The following is a 14,868-nucleotide window of genomic DNA, read 5'->3' on the forward strand; positions in this document are numbered from 1 at the left end:
CGTCGGGGCAGCACGTCAGTGCCAGGGGCTTGCGCCAGAGGCTCAGACGGCGTCCTTGCCGGTCTCGCCGGTACGGATGCGAATGACCTGCTCCAGCGGCGAGACGAAGATCTTGCCGTCGCCGATCTTGCCGGTATTGGCGACATTGGTGATCGCCTCGATCACGGAATCGATCATGGCGTCATCCACCGCGACTTCCAGCTTCACCTTGGGAAGGAAGTCGACCACGTACTCGGCACCCCGATACAGCTCGGTGTGGCCCTTCTGGCGGCCGAATCCCTTGACCTCGGTCACGGTGATACCCTGCACGCCAATCTCCGACAGGGATTCGCGCACGTCGTCGAGCTTGAATGGCTTGATGATGGCAGTGACCAGTTTCATCGTGTCTCTCCTTGGGTGATGGTGCGGGTAACGAGGCCTGCTCGTCACGCCGGTCTCTGACTCAAGCATACACCGCTTATCCAGTCAGGAAAAAAGACTCCCGCCAGGTGGCGGGAGTCTTGATGCTGCAGGTGCTGTCGCGTCCAGGCTTACTTGCGGCTGGAGGTGAATTCCGGATAGGCCTCCATACCACATTCGGCCAGATCCACACCTTCGTACTCTTCTTCCTCGCTGACGCGAATCCCCATGATGGCCTTGATGATCAGCCACACCACGAAGCTTGCGATGAACACCCAGGCGAAGATGGAGGCGGCGCCCAGCAGCTGTGCGGAGAAGGTGGCATCGTCATTGGTCAGCGGCACGGCCAGCAGACCCCAGAGACCGACCACACCGTGCACGGAGATGGCGCCGACCGGATCATCGATCTTCAGCTTGTCGAGACCGACGATGGAGAACACGACCAGCAGACCGCCGACGGCACCGATCAGGGTGGCAGCACCGACGCTCGGTGCCAGCGGACCCGCAGTGATGGCGACCAGGCCAGCCAGTGCGCCGTTGAGGGCCATGGTCAGGTCAGCCTTGCGGAACCACAGACGTGCGAGGATCAGCGCGGCGATGACACCACCACAGGCGGCGGCATTGGTGTTGACGAAGACCTGAGCGACCGCGTTGGCCTCATCGATGTTGGACAGCACCAGCTCGGAGCCGCCGTTGAAGCCCAGCCATCCCAGCCACAGGATGAAGGTACCCAGCGTGGCCAGCGGCAGGTTGGCGCCCGGGATGGCATTGATCTCGCCATTCTTGCCGTACTTGCCCTTGCGAGCACCCAGCAGCAGCACGCCTGCCAGTGCGGCGGAAGCGCCGGCCATGTGCACGATGCCGGAACCGGCGAAGTCGCTGAAGCCCGCTGCGCTCAGGAAGCCGCCACCCCAGGTCCAGTAACCCTGCACCGGGTAGATGACGCCGGTCATGACCACGGCGAAGGCCAGGAAGGCCCACAGCTTCATGCGCTCGGCGACCGCACCGGAGACGATGGACATGGCGGTAGCCACGAACACGACCTGGAAGAAGAAGTCGGAACGGGCGCTGTAGTAGATGTCGCCACCGGAAGCGAGCGCTTCCTCAGCGGTATTCTCGGCACCGATCAGGAAGCCCAGGCTCGGCAGGAAGCCGCCTTCGGCGCTCGAGTACATGATGTGATACCCGACGACCATGTACATGGTGCAGGCGATGGCGAACAGCGCCACGTTCTTGGTCAGGATCTCGGTGGTGTTCTTGGCGCGGACCAGACCGGCCTCGAGCATGGCAAAGCCGGCTGCCATCCATAGCACCAGGGCGCCACAGACCAGGAAGTAGAAGGTATCAAGTGCGTACTTGACCTCGATGATCTCGTTCATGCGGGGTTCTCCTTGTTATTGTGCGCGGGGCTCAGACAGCGTCGGCGCCGCGTTCACCGGTGCGGATACGGATGACATCGTCCAGCGGAGTGACGAACAGCTTGCCGTCGCCGATCTTGCCGCTGTTGGCCGCCTGGGTGATGGCGTCCAGTACCGATTCCACACTGCTGTCATCGACAGCCACTTCAATCTTGACCTTGGGAAGGAAGTCGACGACGTACTCGGCACCGCGATACAGCTCGGTGTGCCCCTTCTGACGTCCGAAGCCCTTCACTTCGGTGACGGTAATCCCCTGCACGCCGTTGTCGGCCAGTGCTTCTCGCACGTCGTCCAACTTGAAGGGTTTGATGATGGCGGTGATCAGTTTCATGTGCTGCCCCCGTTCGCTACCGGAATGATCATTCTTGTTAAGCATGGCCAGTCAGATGAGCTGGCGGCCTGTTCCTGACAAGTGCATCGCACGAGATGTGCCATGCGACTGAAAATCCTTGTAACTCATCTGGTTATCGCAGGATGGCTGATAGCCTTTCGGCCTGTGCAAAGATGGCTGAATCCGAAGGTCACCTGGCATGCACCGTAATGGTGCTGTTTCTGCGCCTTTGGGTGTGGGGGCAAGTGCTAATGTGGTGCAGGTGTGTGCCTGCCGATGAGGATTGTCTGGTGCAGGACGATGCGGGGCATGCACCCGACTCCAGGGTTGCGTATCCTTGCAGCAGGACACGACGGCCCCATGTACAGGGGTGTCATCATTTTCTGACCGGCAGTCCGCACGACGCGGCCGCCGGCCCGCAACGGCTGAGGTGCAGCATGTTCAAGAATGACGTCATCGGGCGTATGGCCCAGCAGATCGGTGAGCGCCTGCAGGATGCCTCGCATGGCCCGGAAGAGCTGCAGAAGTCCGTGCAAGGGGTGATGCGCGGTGCCTTCGACCGCATGGAACTGGTCTCGCGTGAAGACTTCGACATCATGATGGATGTGCTGACGCGTACGCGCAGCCGCGTCGAGTCGCTGGAAAAGCAGGTCATCGCCCTTGAGGCACTGCTGGAGAAGCAGGGGCTGGTAGCGGCCAATGCACCGGCTGCCGAGCCCGCCACGCCAGTGGATGACGAGGGGGAAGTCGCGGTAGCGAAGCGTGAAGCCGCCAGTCACGCCGCGGAAATCGAGCGCCAGCGCGACGCCTGATCCCCTCAGGTGACGGCTGAACCAAAACCGCCACGCCCTTTCGGGGCGTGGCGGTTTTTTGCGTCATGGGCGCCGCTGATTCTGAGGGGCGGCCTCAGGCAGTCTGGGGGCGAGTGCCCAGCATCCAGCGCACCAGACCTACCAGTGAGGCGATGATCCAGAAGATCTCGATCACGAAGCTGGCGAGGTTGAAATTGATGCACAGGCTGATCAACAGCAGGATCGCCCCGCTCAGATTCATCAGGTTGTAGGTCAGGCTGCGGGCATCGAGTCTGCCGATCTGCAGCAGGAAGAAGGCGCCGACGACCAGAGTGGTGCCTAGCATGCCGATCACATCCGCCAGGGATGCCAGCGGGGCAAGCATGTCTTGCATGGGTAGTGCTCCTGAAACAAGCCGAAGTCGTCCTGAATGGCTGGCCCTTTCCGTGGGTTGGACGATTCTCTGCCGCGTATCGGCGGCGTTCCGTGAGACAGCTTGGCGGTCATCCCGGCGAGGCCGGGACAACCGATCAAATATACAGCAGTCCCCGTCTGGCGGCACTCTTGTGGCTCTCTCGAGGACGCTATCGCCCCTGTATGAGCACTTTATTGGTGCAGGCAGGTCTCGAGTCGGCCCCACGCCATGCCTGTATGGCGCCTGGTGGCGCTGAAATACGCCAAAACAGGCGCTTTTGCGTGGAAAGTGCTGCCAAAACCGCTACTTTTAATTCGCCGCGAGCGTTTGTCGGCAATGCTGGCAGCATAAGCGTCATGCCGGCGAGAGATCCGCAGCGTCAGCACCCGGGCGCGTTGCGGCGGGTGAAGCTGAAATGGCAGCCGCAGCTGCAGGGCACCAGACGCTCTCAATCACCAGGCAGCAGTAAGCCATCACCCATGCGCCAGGTCCTCAGGCGCCAATCCCCGAGTATCAACGACCCGATGCTCGTGCAAATTCCTCGAGCGCAGCGCATGCGCCTCGCTGATCTCTCCCTGACAGGCGCCTCATGAGCTCCTCTGGCTCAATCTGATCTCTGACATGGCTTTCATCACTCGACTGAGTCGATCGTCCAAGCATTCTGCCTGCAGTTATTGAGTTTAATTTCTGTTGGTTGGTGCTTGTGAGTTGAGGTCGGGCTGTGGGTGTCCTGGTCCGACGTTGGCTTGCTTGATCATCGATGGCATCAGTGCCTTGAATGATGAAGTTTTGAGCGCTCAAAAAATGTCCACAAGTGATGATTATGTAATATTATCCACAGCCTGTCTGTTTGTTACGTATTCAGTAATTGCGGGAGCCTGGGGCGTAAGGGAATTTACGTTATAGGCGCGATAACCGTCACCTGAACACGCATTTTCAGGTGACGCATGGCAGTGTCGTGGGGGGTGTGCGAAGCCTTGCGGAAATTGTCGAGCGCCCGAGCGTTGAGGCGCTCGCCTTCTGGGGAGTATGAGGTTTGCCATGCTGGGAGGGTTGGCAGCGGTGTGTGCCTTCGCGCTCATGGCAGGCCAGTGCCTGCTCCGATTGCGCCGTGCAACTGAGAGGCGGCATCACGCAGGGAAGGCTCATGTCATTGGCAATGTTGCGCACGCGCGCGTCACTTGGTCTCGAGGCACCGGAAGTTCAGGTGGAGGTACACCTTTCCAACGGCTTGCCGGGGCTGTCCATCGTCGGCTTGCCGGAAGCGGCGGTGAAGGAGAGTCGCGAGCGGGTGCGCAGTGCGCTGCTCAATGCCGGCTTCGAGTTTCCGGCGCGCCGTATCACCCTCAATCTGGCGCCAGCGGACCTCCCCAAGGAAGGCGGGCGCTTCGATCTGCCCATTGCGCTGGGGATTCTGGTTGCCTCCGGGCAGATACCGGAAGAGGCCGTGGCAGCGATGGAGTGCCTTGGCGAGCTGGCGCTGGATGGCAGCATCCGTGCCGTGACCGGCGTGCTGCCAGCCGCACCCTGCTGTCGCAAGGCGGGGCGGACGCTGGTGGTGCCGCGCGGCAATGCCGACGAGGCGGCGCTCGCCGAGGAGCTGGAAGTACTGGCGGTGGGTCATCTGCTGGAACTGGTGGCTCACCTGCTGGGGCGCGAGCGCCTCACGCCGCATGTGTGCTCGATCATTCCCCAGGCGCGCCTGCCGGAGCCGGACCTGAGCGAGGTGCGTGGCCAGCATCAGGCACGCAGGGCATTGGAGATCGCCGCGGCCGGCGGCCACAATCTGCTATTTGCTGGTCCGCCGGGCACCGGCAAGACGATGCTGGCCAGTCGCCTGTCCGGCATCTTGCCGCCACTGGGCGAAGGGGAGGCGCTGGAAGTCGCGGCGGTGCGCTCGGTATGTGGTCTGCCGATCATGGAGCGCTGGGGTCAGCGGCCTTTTCGTGCTCCGCACCACACGGCCAGTGGGGTCGCGCTGGTGGGCGGTGGCTGTCATTTTCAACAATCGTTGCGACTAAACAATAATTACTGCGACAATCTCTATGTTGAGTTTACATAGAGCACGCCCTTGTGACCGTTTCTCTCAAACAATGCAGAACCTTTAGCTTTCAAGATGGCACCCTTAAAGACGAAACTGAGCGCTTGGTCGTTTGGTGGTACGGGCCTATCTTCAAAAATATCCGCTCACAAAGCGTCCCTAAAATTTATGTATTTTTAAGACCTATTGATCAGGAGAACAAATTAGGAGATGTGATTAAGCGAACGACGGTCTTAACGCATGTCGGGCTATTGAGAATCGGCTCCGTCTGGGAAAAGGGCGTGAGCAACTCCCGCATCGCATTTGAGGAGAAAACATTCCCTGTTTCGTTCTCTCCGGGCGGCTGGCGGATTGTCTCCTTAGACGACTTACACAAAGCAGGGCGCAGCCTCTATACCTCCTTTCATGAGGCAAGCTATTTACCGCTGGACAGAAAACACAAATCGTACCTGATTGAATTTGACCTCCCAGGTGGCAAACATCTGCTCATCCCTTGCACCGAATTTTTTGCACGCGTTTACGGTCGATCATCTGAAATCAAGCGTGTGCTCGCCACTTACTGTTGGGAGGAGGTCAAAGAACGGCTTTATCGACCGCTTAATGCGCCCCCATCGCCAGGTACCTGGCCGGTCAGATTTACATATCGTGTTCATAGGCACGATGCGATTTTGCTCGCGCACATGCTGTACGACCCCTATGCCGAACAAGCTGCCAGAGATATTTATGCGCAGACTGAAGCCAGCTTCCCCCAAGATAAGATGCTTTTAAAAGTCACTCCATGGTTTCAAGGCAGCGGGGAAATCTCTGTTTCTGGCGTTCCAATTGATGGTGGCAACACATTCCTAGGCTTGCAGATATTAGGCTGTATGCAGCCCGATGGTGCCACGATCCACCGCGAAAGAGAGAAATCAACGACAGTACCAGCCACCGATGGCGACGATGCCCCCTCTCAGTTCCCCTATCATCAGCTTCAAGACATCCCCGATGTCATTGACCTGACGGATGATGACGAGCCCGACCACGGTTCTTCCTGGCTAGACCTTACTGAGGACGAATTCGTTATTTTAGGTAAGCCTCGCGCCGTCTTGGATAAACGATATACTCGAAAAAATGTGCCCGATACACGAGGCGTCCCCGTTCCGGGTGACGAAACCATTTTCTCCACTGGGGAGCCACATGGATCAGGAAAAGGGGTCGGACAGGCCTCTATTCATGCTCCTATTACACTGGAATCACAGGGCTTTCTACGTGATATGTGGAATGCGCTTCTCTATTTACAATCGGCCTATCCCGCAACGATTCGTGGCGTTAGCTGGTTTACCTTTGAAGACGGCTTTAGCACTTCCCCCGACCCTCGGTTGATCAGCCTCGAACCTTTCGAAATAGACGAGGAGGTGAAAACGACAGTCGCCAATTGGGTTTACATTGATACTCAGACCAAGGTACCTCGCGGGGTGCTCGTCATTAGGGTGCATTTGTTAGATCAAACACTCTATCTCATGGAGATTCAACGACGCCCTCCAAAACCCAGAGCTGGCGGTAGCGAGGAGGCATCCAAGCCTCCTTCCTATAAAGGTTTGGTCTTCACGCTGAGCCACCAAGGCAGCTTCGAGCAGTGGTTACGCCAAGTGCTGTCTAACGTGCGGCACGTAGAAGGTGTTGTCCAAAAACTAGTTCGTCACTGCCCAGGATTCGCCGATACGTTCAAGCACCCTAAATCCAAAAAGGAACAGATACCCTGTGAAGCCTCTGTGTTAAATGCTTTTAGCAAGGTCAGTATTGGTCGCAGTGACTTAGCATAGGTACTATTTGCCACCTTTATGAGTAGCGGTGTCTGTTTTGTCGGTAAGAGCAACCTGTACACCCCGTGTGCAGGTTGCTCTTCTGACGGAGAGCCGATACGGCCATCCCTTCAGTGGCGGGCGAGGATCTTCGCTGCGATGGGCGAAGTGATCATTTGAATCACGGCAAAAAAAGCGGCTGGAATCGCGATTTCTGATGGCAAACCGGAAGCAGCGACAAACGCTGCGGCGATGCTGAATTCCTTTTTACTGACCGTGAAAAGATAGGTAATCACCTCTTTGCGATCAGAAGTGAGTAACCGTGAGGACATACCTACCAGGTACCCAATCAAATTGAGGCACAGGGCCGCCCCCGCAATCACAAACGCATACTGTAGTGGTCAAGTGCTTTTGGCCACCGAGCTTTGAGCATTCCAGTAGTTCTTTTCTGCCAAATTCGGCGGTATCCCATCGTTATGCTTGTGCGGCCGCAGGCTGCTGTAGTAACCGATCATATAATCAGTGACAGATCGCTTCGCCGCAGCAACATCGGGATAGCCGATCTCTGGTATCCATTCCGTTTTCAGGCTTCTGAAGAAGCGCTCTGTTGGGGCATTGTCCCAGCAATTGCCACGGCGACTGAGACTCAGTGTCATTCGGTAGCGCCAGAGCATCTGCCGGAATGCCCGGCTGGTGTACTGGCAACCCTGATCCGAATGAAACAGGATATTCCGTGGCTCTCCACGCGATTCGTAGGCCATGGTCAGCGCTTTCTTTACCAGCTCCGTGTTCGGCGATAGGGACAATGCCCACCCCACGGGTTTACGAGCATACAAGTCGATGACCACTGCCAGATAAGCCCAGCGTGCCCCTGTCCAAATATAGGTAATGTCGCCGGTCCATACCTGATTGGGCTTCTTTACATCGAACTCCCGATCAAGAACATTCGGTATATCCAGGTGTGGCTGATCAGCCTTCTTGTAGGCGTGCCTCGGCGGCTGCGAGCTCATCAGCCCCAGCTGCTTCATCCGCCTGCTGGCCCGATAACGACTCAACTGTATTCCTGCCTGCGTGACCATTTTTGCAATGCTGCGAGCGCCGGCAGAGCCGTTACTGATGGTATGCGCCTCGACAACCTGATCCAGCAGCTTCTGCTCAGTCTCACAAGGTCTTCTATCCCGACTACGCCAAGCCCGGTAGCTACTGCGATGCACCCCAAACACCTGACACAAGTGCTGCACCGCGTAGCTCTCTTCAAGTCGCTCGATTATCGAGAATTGCTCAGGGAGTCCGACATCAAGAGAGCGGTAGCCTTTTTTAATATTGCCTTCTCTTCTTCCACTCGCCGCAGCTTGCGCTTCAGTTCCTGGATCTCACGCTGTTCCGGCGTCAGAGCCTCACCTTTCAGCGACGCCTTGCCTGCTCGCTCAGCGCGAAGCCTGCGAACCCAATACTCCATGGTGGATTTGCCAACTCCCATAGCCTCACACGCCGCCTTCAGCGTGTAGCCCTGGTCGACCACGAGCTGGGCCGCTTCCAAGCGAAATTCCGGGCTAAACGTTCTCTTCTTCGTCATCATCTGCACCTGATTGTCTCTGTGAGCCATCATACACTCAAAGTCAGGTGGCCAGATTCACTGTGCCACTACATACCCACCATAGCCAATGATCGTGGCGGCATTCGGCCCGACCACAGCGAGTAGGATCAGCAGATACAAAATTGACCCTATCCCTGCATACGCTGAATCATGCCGTGCAAAGAAAGTCGAGAACTTTGTCCGCAAGCTGACCCCAATCACGGTAGGAACAAGCACAATCAGTGTTAATTCAAGAATAATTGAGCCCAGCGGTACGTCTAACTGGAGGCCAGTGAGCCATAAAAACAGGAAGGGAACAATAAACGGACATAACGCAGTGTTGACTGCGTTGAAAACAGCGGCAAGCGCCACATTGCCTTTCGCCATCAGTACCAAAAGAGGAGAGGACACATCCGTCGGCAGAGTGCCGAGCAAGGTTTGGCCAGCAGCCAGCGGGCCGCTTCCAAAAAATAGACGGCCCGTTAGCCACCCGGCAATCGACATCGGCCCATAGACCAGCCCCAATGCCAACAACTGCCGTGACGGCTTACGGAACACGATGCGCACTGCATGCGCATCGAATGTGAGGCTGATGATCAACATCAGTAATGCCAGTAATGGCCCAATCGCGAACTCAAGTATTATTCCGGTGGCCGGAAAGAGTAAGCCTACCCCCGCGACGAACATCACAAACCAGACAAGGTGCGCCTCGACAAAATAAATGAATCTACTCATGGTGGATTGGACGTTACCGGTTGAAGTGGATTGAGCTCCGTACCTAAAACATGATCACTTCGGCCCAGCACGCCATGACTTGCTTGGGAGCAAGGGACGCTCTTCCCAATCCAGGGGTGCAAATAGACAATGCTCAAGGGTTGAAGCTTTAGTTGCTAGAGGTTTTATAGTACCAAGAACAGATAATTCGAGAGAGGGTAACAGATGGGACATCATCATGATCATCCCCACATTGATCCTGCCTCTGGCGACCGGCGCGTCAGCATCTCCATTTGGGCCAATGGGCTCTTAACCATCGCTCAAATTGTCGGTGGCATTATGGCGGGGAGCCTATCGCTGATCGCTGATGCGTTACATAACTTTTCTGACATGGCAGCGTTAGTCATTGCCTTTGCTGCTCGTAAAATCGCCAGACGGCCTGCCGATGCGCATATGACCTTTGGCTATGGCCGCATCGAGATAGTGGCAGCACTCATCAATTACACCACCCTCATTATCGTCGGCGTCTACCTGATTTACGAAGGCGCTATGCGGATGATCGATCCCCCTGAGATAGAGGGATGGACAATCGTGATTATTGGTGGCGTCGCGCTTGTCGTCGATGCCCTTACCGCCGTGCTCACGTGGTCAATGCAAAAAGAGAGTGTCAATATCCGCGCCCTTTTTCTGCATAACTTATCGGATGCGTTTGCCTCCATCGCTGTGATTATCGGTGGTTCGCTTATTTTACTGTACGACATGCGCTGGGTAGACCCCGCCATCACGATAGGGATTGCGCTATATATTCTTTACCTTGCCTTCTCTGAAATTGGTGGCCCTATCCGTACGCTAATGCTGGGATCTCCCCCGGACATTGACGGGCAGGCAGTCGTTGAGACCGTCCGAAATATCGAGGGAGTCCAGGATATTCACCATGTGCATCTATGGCAGATGCAGGAAAACATGGCAGCCCTTGACTGCCACGTGGTTCTGACAGAAACCGGCTGGCAGCAGCTTGAATCCGTCAAAGCAGAGATCAAGGAGCAGCTTAAAATGCGCTTCAGTATTGCTCATTCCAGCCTAGAGTTTGAGCATAGTGATCACGCGCATCAAAATGCCAATCTATATGGGCACGAGTGACAGACCGAGGCCGACTCCCGGCTCAGGTAGGTAGCGAGCGACTTACTCCCATAGCGATTGGCTTATTTTTCAACCCTACTTTTCCACCCCATCGTTGAGACAGAGAGAGAAACATGTTCAAAAAAGCGTCTTTTATATTAGCTGGTACGTTAATGCTGACCGCTGCAATCGTCGCCGTATCGAAGCCTGCCCTCTTAGACATGCAAGCTCAGGCAGCAAAAGAGAGCGGTGTCCAGGCCGAGGACTCCTTGGTGCGTTCACACTCCCCCATCTTGGGACGAGAAGACGCGCCGGTGACGATTGTGGAATTCTTCGATCCGGCTTGCGAAGCCTGCCGTGCCTTCTACCCACTGACAAAAAGTATTCTGGAAACCTACCCAGAAAAAGTGCGGCTCATCGTGCGCTACACTCCTTTCCACGGCGACGTATCTGATAAGGCCATTCGGGTATTAGAAGTTGCTCGTCGTCAGGGCGTCTTTGAACCGGTACTGGAGAGGCTGCTGGCTCGCCAGGATCAATGGGCTTCACATGGCAGTTTTGATGAATCCGCTATCCTCGATATCGCGAGCCAAGGGGGCCTTGATTTAGCGGCTGCCGAAGAGCAACTGACTTCTGCTGAGGTGCAGGCGGTGATTGACCAAGACATGGCGGATGTCAGAGCCAATCAGATTCGCCAAACACCCACCTTTTTTGTCAATGGCGAGCCTTTAGACCCCTTTGGTATGCAAGAGCTGATTGATGCCGTCGAGAGTGAAGTAGCGGAGATCTCTGGGGAAGAGGATGGCCAGTGATGCAGCGCTGGTGGTTACTAGGCTTGGTGGGCTTTTACCCCTTGCTAGCCGAAGCCAATTGGCAAACGCATCTTTCGTTGCCGCCGTCTGAACTTAGCCCTGTCAGGTTACAAGCGACTAGCGAGCAAGAAGGCACATTACCGCTTGATAGCGTTGATACCCTAACCTTTGGGCGTGATGTCATCATTGATACCACCCTCTACGAGGCTTTAGCAGCAGAAGGTGTCCCTACGCGTTTCGCCAGTAAACTGGAAATACTGCTCAGCGAGTTTATCGCAGCGCCGCTGGAGTTTTCTGGCAGTGAACGTATTCAATTAGTGTGGGAGGAAGATCGACGCCAGGACGGCACCCGTGTTGGGCCACCACGCCTCAGTTATGCAGCTCTGCCTGATCAGGCAGAGCCCTTGGAGGTCGTTTGGCCGGTCACCCAAAAGGGGGACGTAGCTCTTTTCAAAAGCGACACCCTGCTAGGCACGTTGCGGTTGCCCGTGCTTAGTGCCCGCTTAACGTCTCGCTTTGGGAATCGGCGACATCCTGTGTATGGAGGGATGCGTCCTCATAATGGAATTGACTTGGCTGCGCCGACAGGAACGCCGGTCATTGCCACCGCACCTGGGCGCGTATCCTTTATGGGTCGCCAAGGGGGATATGGGCAGGTGATCGAGGTGGAGCACGACACAGGGGCCATTAGTCGCTACACACACCTTAGCCGAATCTCCCCACAGCTAGTGGTTGGGGATTTAGTCAACGCGGGAGAGTCGCTCGGAGAGGTAGGTTCGTCCGGGGTCGCCACGGGCTCCAACCTGCATTACGAAGTGAGAGTCAATAACCAGCCTGTTGATCCCCTTGGTCAAGGTCAACGCATCATGCTAGGCGAACAGCCGACTCAAAGTGAATATCAAGCGTCACTTTACGAGGCAAGAGATCGCTTAGAACAAGCTATCGGTACGGCTTCTATTTACGTTCTGATTTCACTTAACGAGCAATAAAATTTAGATAAGTGGATTAAATGGTGGGTGTCACCTTTGCATGAGAGTGAGGCAAACCGACCTCTCATCGGAATATCTGGTTGATGCTTGAGCCTACTGTGAGTACATATTTCCTTCGCTAATTCCGGCAAGAACGCCACACGCTTCAATTTCTCGATCATCATTGCAACATGCTCGCAGTGAAATGAGATGTTTCTCAAGCGTTTGCAGAGCGGTTATCTGCGATTGCACATGAGAGATGTGCTCATCCAGCATTGCGTTGACGGCAGTACACGGCTGGTGAGGGTCGTCCTGATAGCGTTGTAGCTCGCGAATCTCTGTCAGTGACAGATCAAGGATTCGACAGTGACGGATAAAGGCAAGCCGCTCACCATGCTTCTCGTTATAAATGCGGTAACCATTCTGCTGGCGGTCTGGCAGCGGCAACAGGCCCTGTTTTTCATAGAAGCGGATCGTCTGCGTGTCGATACCCGCTATCTGGGCTAACTGACCAATGCGCATCAGGCTTACTCCTTAACGGATCATCTGTCCTATTGACCTTATAGTGACTATATAGTTTTAAATGATGACAAACTATGTTGGCTAACTGGAGCCGTACCGTGCGTAAAACCTGTGGAGGCCCATGTGGCTGCGACGCAACGTCTGCAACGGATACCGATATGCCGGTCTTCTCCGAAGCGTCAGGGAAGTATGTCAGTGTGTATGCCGTGCCGAAGATGGATTGTCCTTCAGAAGAACGGATGATCCGCTTGGCGCTGAATGGCTTTGATGAGATTCAAACGCTGTCATTTGACTTGTCGAACCGCCGGTTGGAGGTCTTGCATGATGGTGAGGCTGAGCCCATTACCGCGAAACTGGCAACCTTGGGGCTAGGTGCTTCTCTTCAGGAAACTGTCATTGCCGACCCAGAGACAATTAGGGCCGCTGAGAGCTCGGCGGCTTCTGCGACGCAGGAGTCTGGCACCCTGCGCGTGTTGCTCGGCATCAATGCGCTCATGTTCGTGGTGGAAATGACTGCTGGCCTGATCGCCCAGTCTACCGGCTTGATCGCTGATTCCCTGGACATGTTTGCCGATGCAGCTGTCTATGGCCTGGCCCTCTATGCCGTAGGGCACAGTGCGAAGATGCAGGTACGTGCCGCGCATCTGGCTGGGGTACTGCAACTGATTTTGGCTATCGGCGTGCTCGTCGAGGTGGTGCGACGCTTTGTATTCGGCAGTGAGCCCGAATCACTGATGATGATGGCCATCGCCTTCGTCGCGTTGATCGCCAATACCGGTTGTCTGCTGTTGATATACAAGCACCGCGAGGGCGGCGCGCATATGAAGGCAAGCTGGATATTCTCGGCCAATGATGTGTTGATCAATATGGGCGTCATCACCGCCGGTGCCTTGGTCGCCTGGACGGGGTCTAGCTACCCTGACCTGATTATCGGTACCATCGTGGGCCTGATCGTCCTCAACGGCGCCCGGCGCATCCTAGCGCTCAAGGCATAAGGCTGCACGGTATGCAGCTATCGATGCCTGGGACACTTAATCGAAGTGGCTGTACAAGTGCGCTAGGCCTGAACGACTACGAGTAGCGTGAGGTCCGGAACTAGTAAGGCAGCGTATCTAGGAATCTACCAAGGAAGGAAGATGATGGATAGTATTTGGCTGGTACTCGGCTTGGCGCTGTTGCCCGCGTTGGGAAACTTCAGCGGCGGGCTTGCTGCGGAGGCCTCCCGAACGACAGGGCGCCGTCTCAATTACGCCCTTCACGGTGCTGCCGGCCTCGTCATTGCGGTGGTGGCGGTGGAAATCATGCCACGTGTGCTGGAGAGCCTTTCAGCCTGGCTAATCGCCCTCGCTTTCGCGCTGGGTGGCATTGTTTACGTAGGCCTTGAGAAGCTCGTTGAGAGTCTCCAGAAGCGGCAAGGTCAGCAGAAAGAAGGCAGTCAGACGAGTGTCTGGATGATCTATATCGCCGTGTCCATCGACCTGTTCAGCGATGGCCTCCTGATCGGGGCGGGGTCGGCGGTCTCACCGTCGGTCGCGATAATACTGGCGGCGGGGCAGGTGCTCGCGGATGGCCCTGAGGGGTTCGCGATGATCGCCAACATGAAAGACAAAGGAATTCCCCGCAGCAAGCGCTTGCTGATCTCTGCCTCCTTGGCGGTTCCCGTACTCTCGGCAGCCATCTTCGCTTATTTCGTGCTCAGGGACCTACCGGAAGCGTTCAAGCTAGCGGCATTGACGTTCACGGCAGGCCTTCTCACGGTCGCTGCCATCGAGGACATGATATCCGAGGCTCATGAGAGCGGAGAAGATACCCACGTCTCGCCGCTGGCCTTCATAGGCGGCTTTGTCCTGTTCGTTCTGGTATCGGCAGGCTTGGAAGGGGTTGTGTCACAAGGCTAATGTACAGCTCTCCAATAAAGCCCCTGTCGTGCTGGCCCACGAAGCAGCCCCTGTTTACGGTGCACCTAGTCGTGGACAGAAAT

At 56.2% G+C, this 14,868-nt stretch carries 15 protein-coding genes and 1 pseudogene; 8 read left to right on the top strand and 8 right to left on the bottom strand.

Features of this window, described 5'->3' with window-relative positions; genetic code table 11:
• Positions 1-42: 42 nt before the first annotated feature.
• The 3 genes from glnK to CLAM6_RS00340 form a co-directional block, all read right to left on the bottom strand.
• Complete coding sequence (gene glnK, locus CLAM6_RS00330) at positions 43-381, bottom strand: P-II family nitrogen regulator (RefSeq protein ID WP_024951507.1); 339 nt, start codon at positions 379-381, stop codon at positions 43-45.
• A gap of 149 nt (positions 382-530) precedes the next feature.
• Entirely contained in the window at positions 531-1,778 is a 1,248-nt protein-coding gene (locus CLAM6_RS00335; RefSeq protein ID WP_043331583.1) for an ammonium transporter, read from the bottom strand.
• A gap of 31 nt (positions 1,779-1,809) precedes the next feature.
• The gene (locus CLAM6_RS00340; protein ID WP_043331582.1) at positions 1,810-2,148 is read right to left on the bottom strand and encodes a P-II family nitrogen regulator; all 339 of its coding nucleotides are present in this window, start codon (positions 2,146-2,148) and stop codon (positions 1,810-1,812) included.
• Positions 2,149-2,585: 437 nt separating this feature from the next.
• Here CLAM6_RS00340 and CLAM6_RS00345 point away from each other — a divergent pair, with 437 nt between their 5' ends.
• Positions 2,586-2,960 (top strand): accessory factor UbiK family protein, encoded by a 375-nt coding sequence (locus tag CLAM6_RS00345; protein ID WP_153635027.1) that lies wholly within the window; start codon positions 2,586-2,588, stop codon positions 2,958-2,960.
• Between the two features lie 94 nt (positions 2,961-3,054).
• Here CLAM6_RS00345 and CLAM6_RS00350 read toward each other — a convergent pair whose 3' ends face one another.
• Positions 3,055-3,333, bottom strand: coding sequence for a CBU_0592 family membrane protein (locus CLAM6_RS00350; RefSeq protein WP_197738695.1), 279 nt, complete (start codon positions 3,331-3,333; stop codon positions 3,055-3,057).
• Between the two features lie 1,168 nt (positions 3,334-4,501).
• On the opposite strand from CLAM6_RS00350, the pseudogene CLAM6_RS00355 reads away from it, so the two are divergent.
• Positions 4,502-5,347, top strand: a pseudogene (locus CLAM6_RS00355) (YifB family Mg chelatase-like AAA ATPase); the annotation flags it as partial.
• Between the two features lie 80 nt (positions 5,348-5,427).
• Positions 5,428-7,197, top strand: coding sequence for a hypothetical protein (locus CLAM6_RS00360; RefSeq protein WP_153635029.1), 1,770 nt, complete (start codon positions 5,428-5,430; stop codon positions 7,195-7,197).
• 110 nt (positions 7,198-7,307) lie between these two features.
• On the opposite strand, the gene CLAM6_RS00365 is transcribed toward CLAM6_RS00360, so the two are convergent.
• The 3 genes from CLAM6_RS00365 to CLAM6_RS00375 all read right to left on the bottom strand — a co-directional run bounded on the left by CLAM6_RS00365 (position 7,308) and on the right by CLAM6_RS00375 (position 9,487).
• Positions 7,308-7,508 (bottom strand): hypothetical protein, encoded by a 201-nt coding sequence (locus CLAM6_RS00365; RefSeq protein ID WP_242007717.1) that lies wholly within the window; start codon positions 7,506-7,508, stop codon positions 7,308-7,310.
• A gap of 69 nt (positions 7,509-7,577) precedes the next feature.
• A protein-coding gene (locus tag CLAM6_RS00370) for an IS3 family transposase (RefSeq protein ID WP_242007794.1) occupies positions 7,578-8,752 on the bottom strand; the annotation gives its coding sequence in 2 pieces (ribosomal slippage) (positions 7,578-8,497 and positions 8,497-8,752; 1,176 coding nt in all).
• A gap of 57 nt (positions 8,753-8,809) precedes the next feature.
• The gene (locus CLAM6_RS00375; RefSeq protein WP_242007718.1) at positions 8,810-9,487 is read right to left on the bottom strand and encodes a bile acid:sodium symporter family protein; all 678 of its coding nucleotides are present in this window, start codon (positions 9,485-9,487) and stop codon (positions 8,810-8,812) included.
• A 204-nt stretch (positions 9,488-9,691) separates the two neighbouring features.
• On the opposite strand from CLAM6_RS00375, the gene CLAM6_RS00380 reads away from it, so the two are divergent.
• The 3 genes from CLAM6_RS00380 (at position 9,692) to CLAM6_RS00390 (ending at position 12,386) form a co-directional block, all read left to right on the top strand.
• Positions 9,692-10,606 (top strand): cation diffusion facilitator family transporter, encoded by a 915-nt coding sequence (locus tag CLAM6_RS00380; RefSeq protein WP_083007650.1) that lies wholly within the window; start codon positions 9,692-9,694, stop codon positions 10,604-10,606.
• 113 nt (positions 10,607-10,719) lie between these two features.
• Positions 10,720-11,397, top strand: coding sequence for a DsbA family protein (locus CLAM6_RS00385; RefSeq protein WP_022521292.1), 678 nt, complete (start codon positions 10,720-10,722; stop codon positions 11,395-11,397).
• On the top strand, positions 11,397-12,386 hold the full coding sequence (locus tag CLAM6_RS00390; RefSeq protein ID WP_153635030.1) for a M23 family metallopeptidase: 990 nt from the start codon (positions 11,397-11,399) through the stop codon (positions 12,384-12,386). Before CLAM6_RS00385 ends, CLAM6_RS00390 begins: the two co-directional genes overlap by 1 nt.
• 93 nt (positions 12,387-12,479) lie before the next feature.
• On the opposite strand, the gene cadR is transcribed toward CLAM6_RS00390, so the two are convergent.
• Positions 12,480-12,887, bottom strand: coding sequence for a Cd(II)/Pb(II)-responsive transcriptional regulator (cadR, locus tag CLAM6_RS00395; RefSeq protein WP_085920374.1), 408 nt, complete (start codon positions 12,885-12,887; stop codon positions 12,480-12,482).
• A 98-nt stretch (positions 12,888-12,985) separates the two neighbouring features.
• Here cadR and CLAM6_RS00400 point away from each other — a divergent pair, with 98 nt between their 5' ends.
• Complete coding sequence (locus CLAM6_RS00400) at positions 12,986-13,882, top strand: cation transporter (protein WP_085920394.1); 897 nt, start codon at positions 12,986-12,988, stop codon at positions 13,880-13,882.
• 141 nt (positions 13,883-14,023) lie between these two features.
• Positions 14,024-14,785, top strand: coding sequence for a ZIP family metal transporter (locus tag CLAM6_RS00405; RefSeq protein ID WP_232774881.1), 762 nt, complete (start codon positions 14,024-14,026; stop codon positions 14,783-14,785).
• Positions 14,786-14,868 lie beyond the last annotated feature (83 nt).

This window comes from Cobetia sp. AM6 (genome assembly GCF_009617955.1).
Lineage (GTDB): Bacteria > Pseudomonadota > Gammaproteobacteria > Pseudomonadales > Halomonadaceae > Cobetia > Cobetia amphilecti.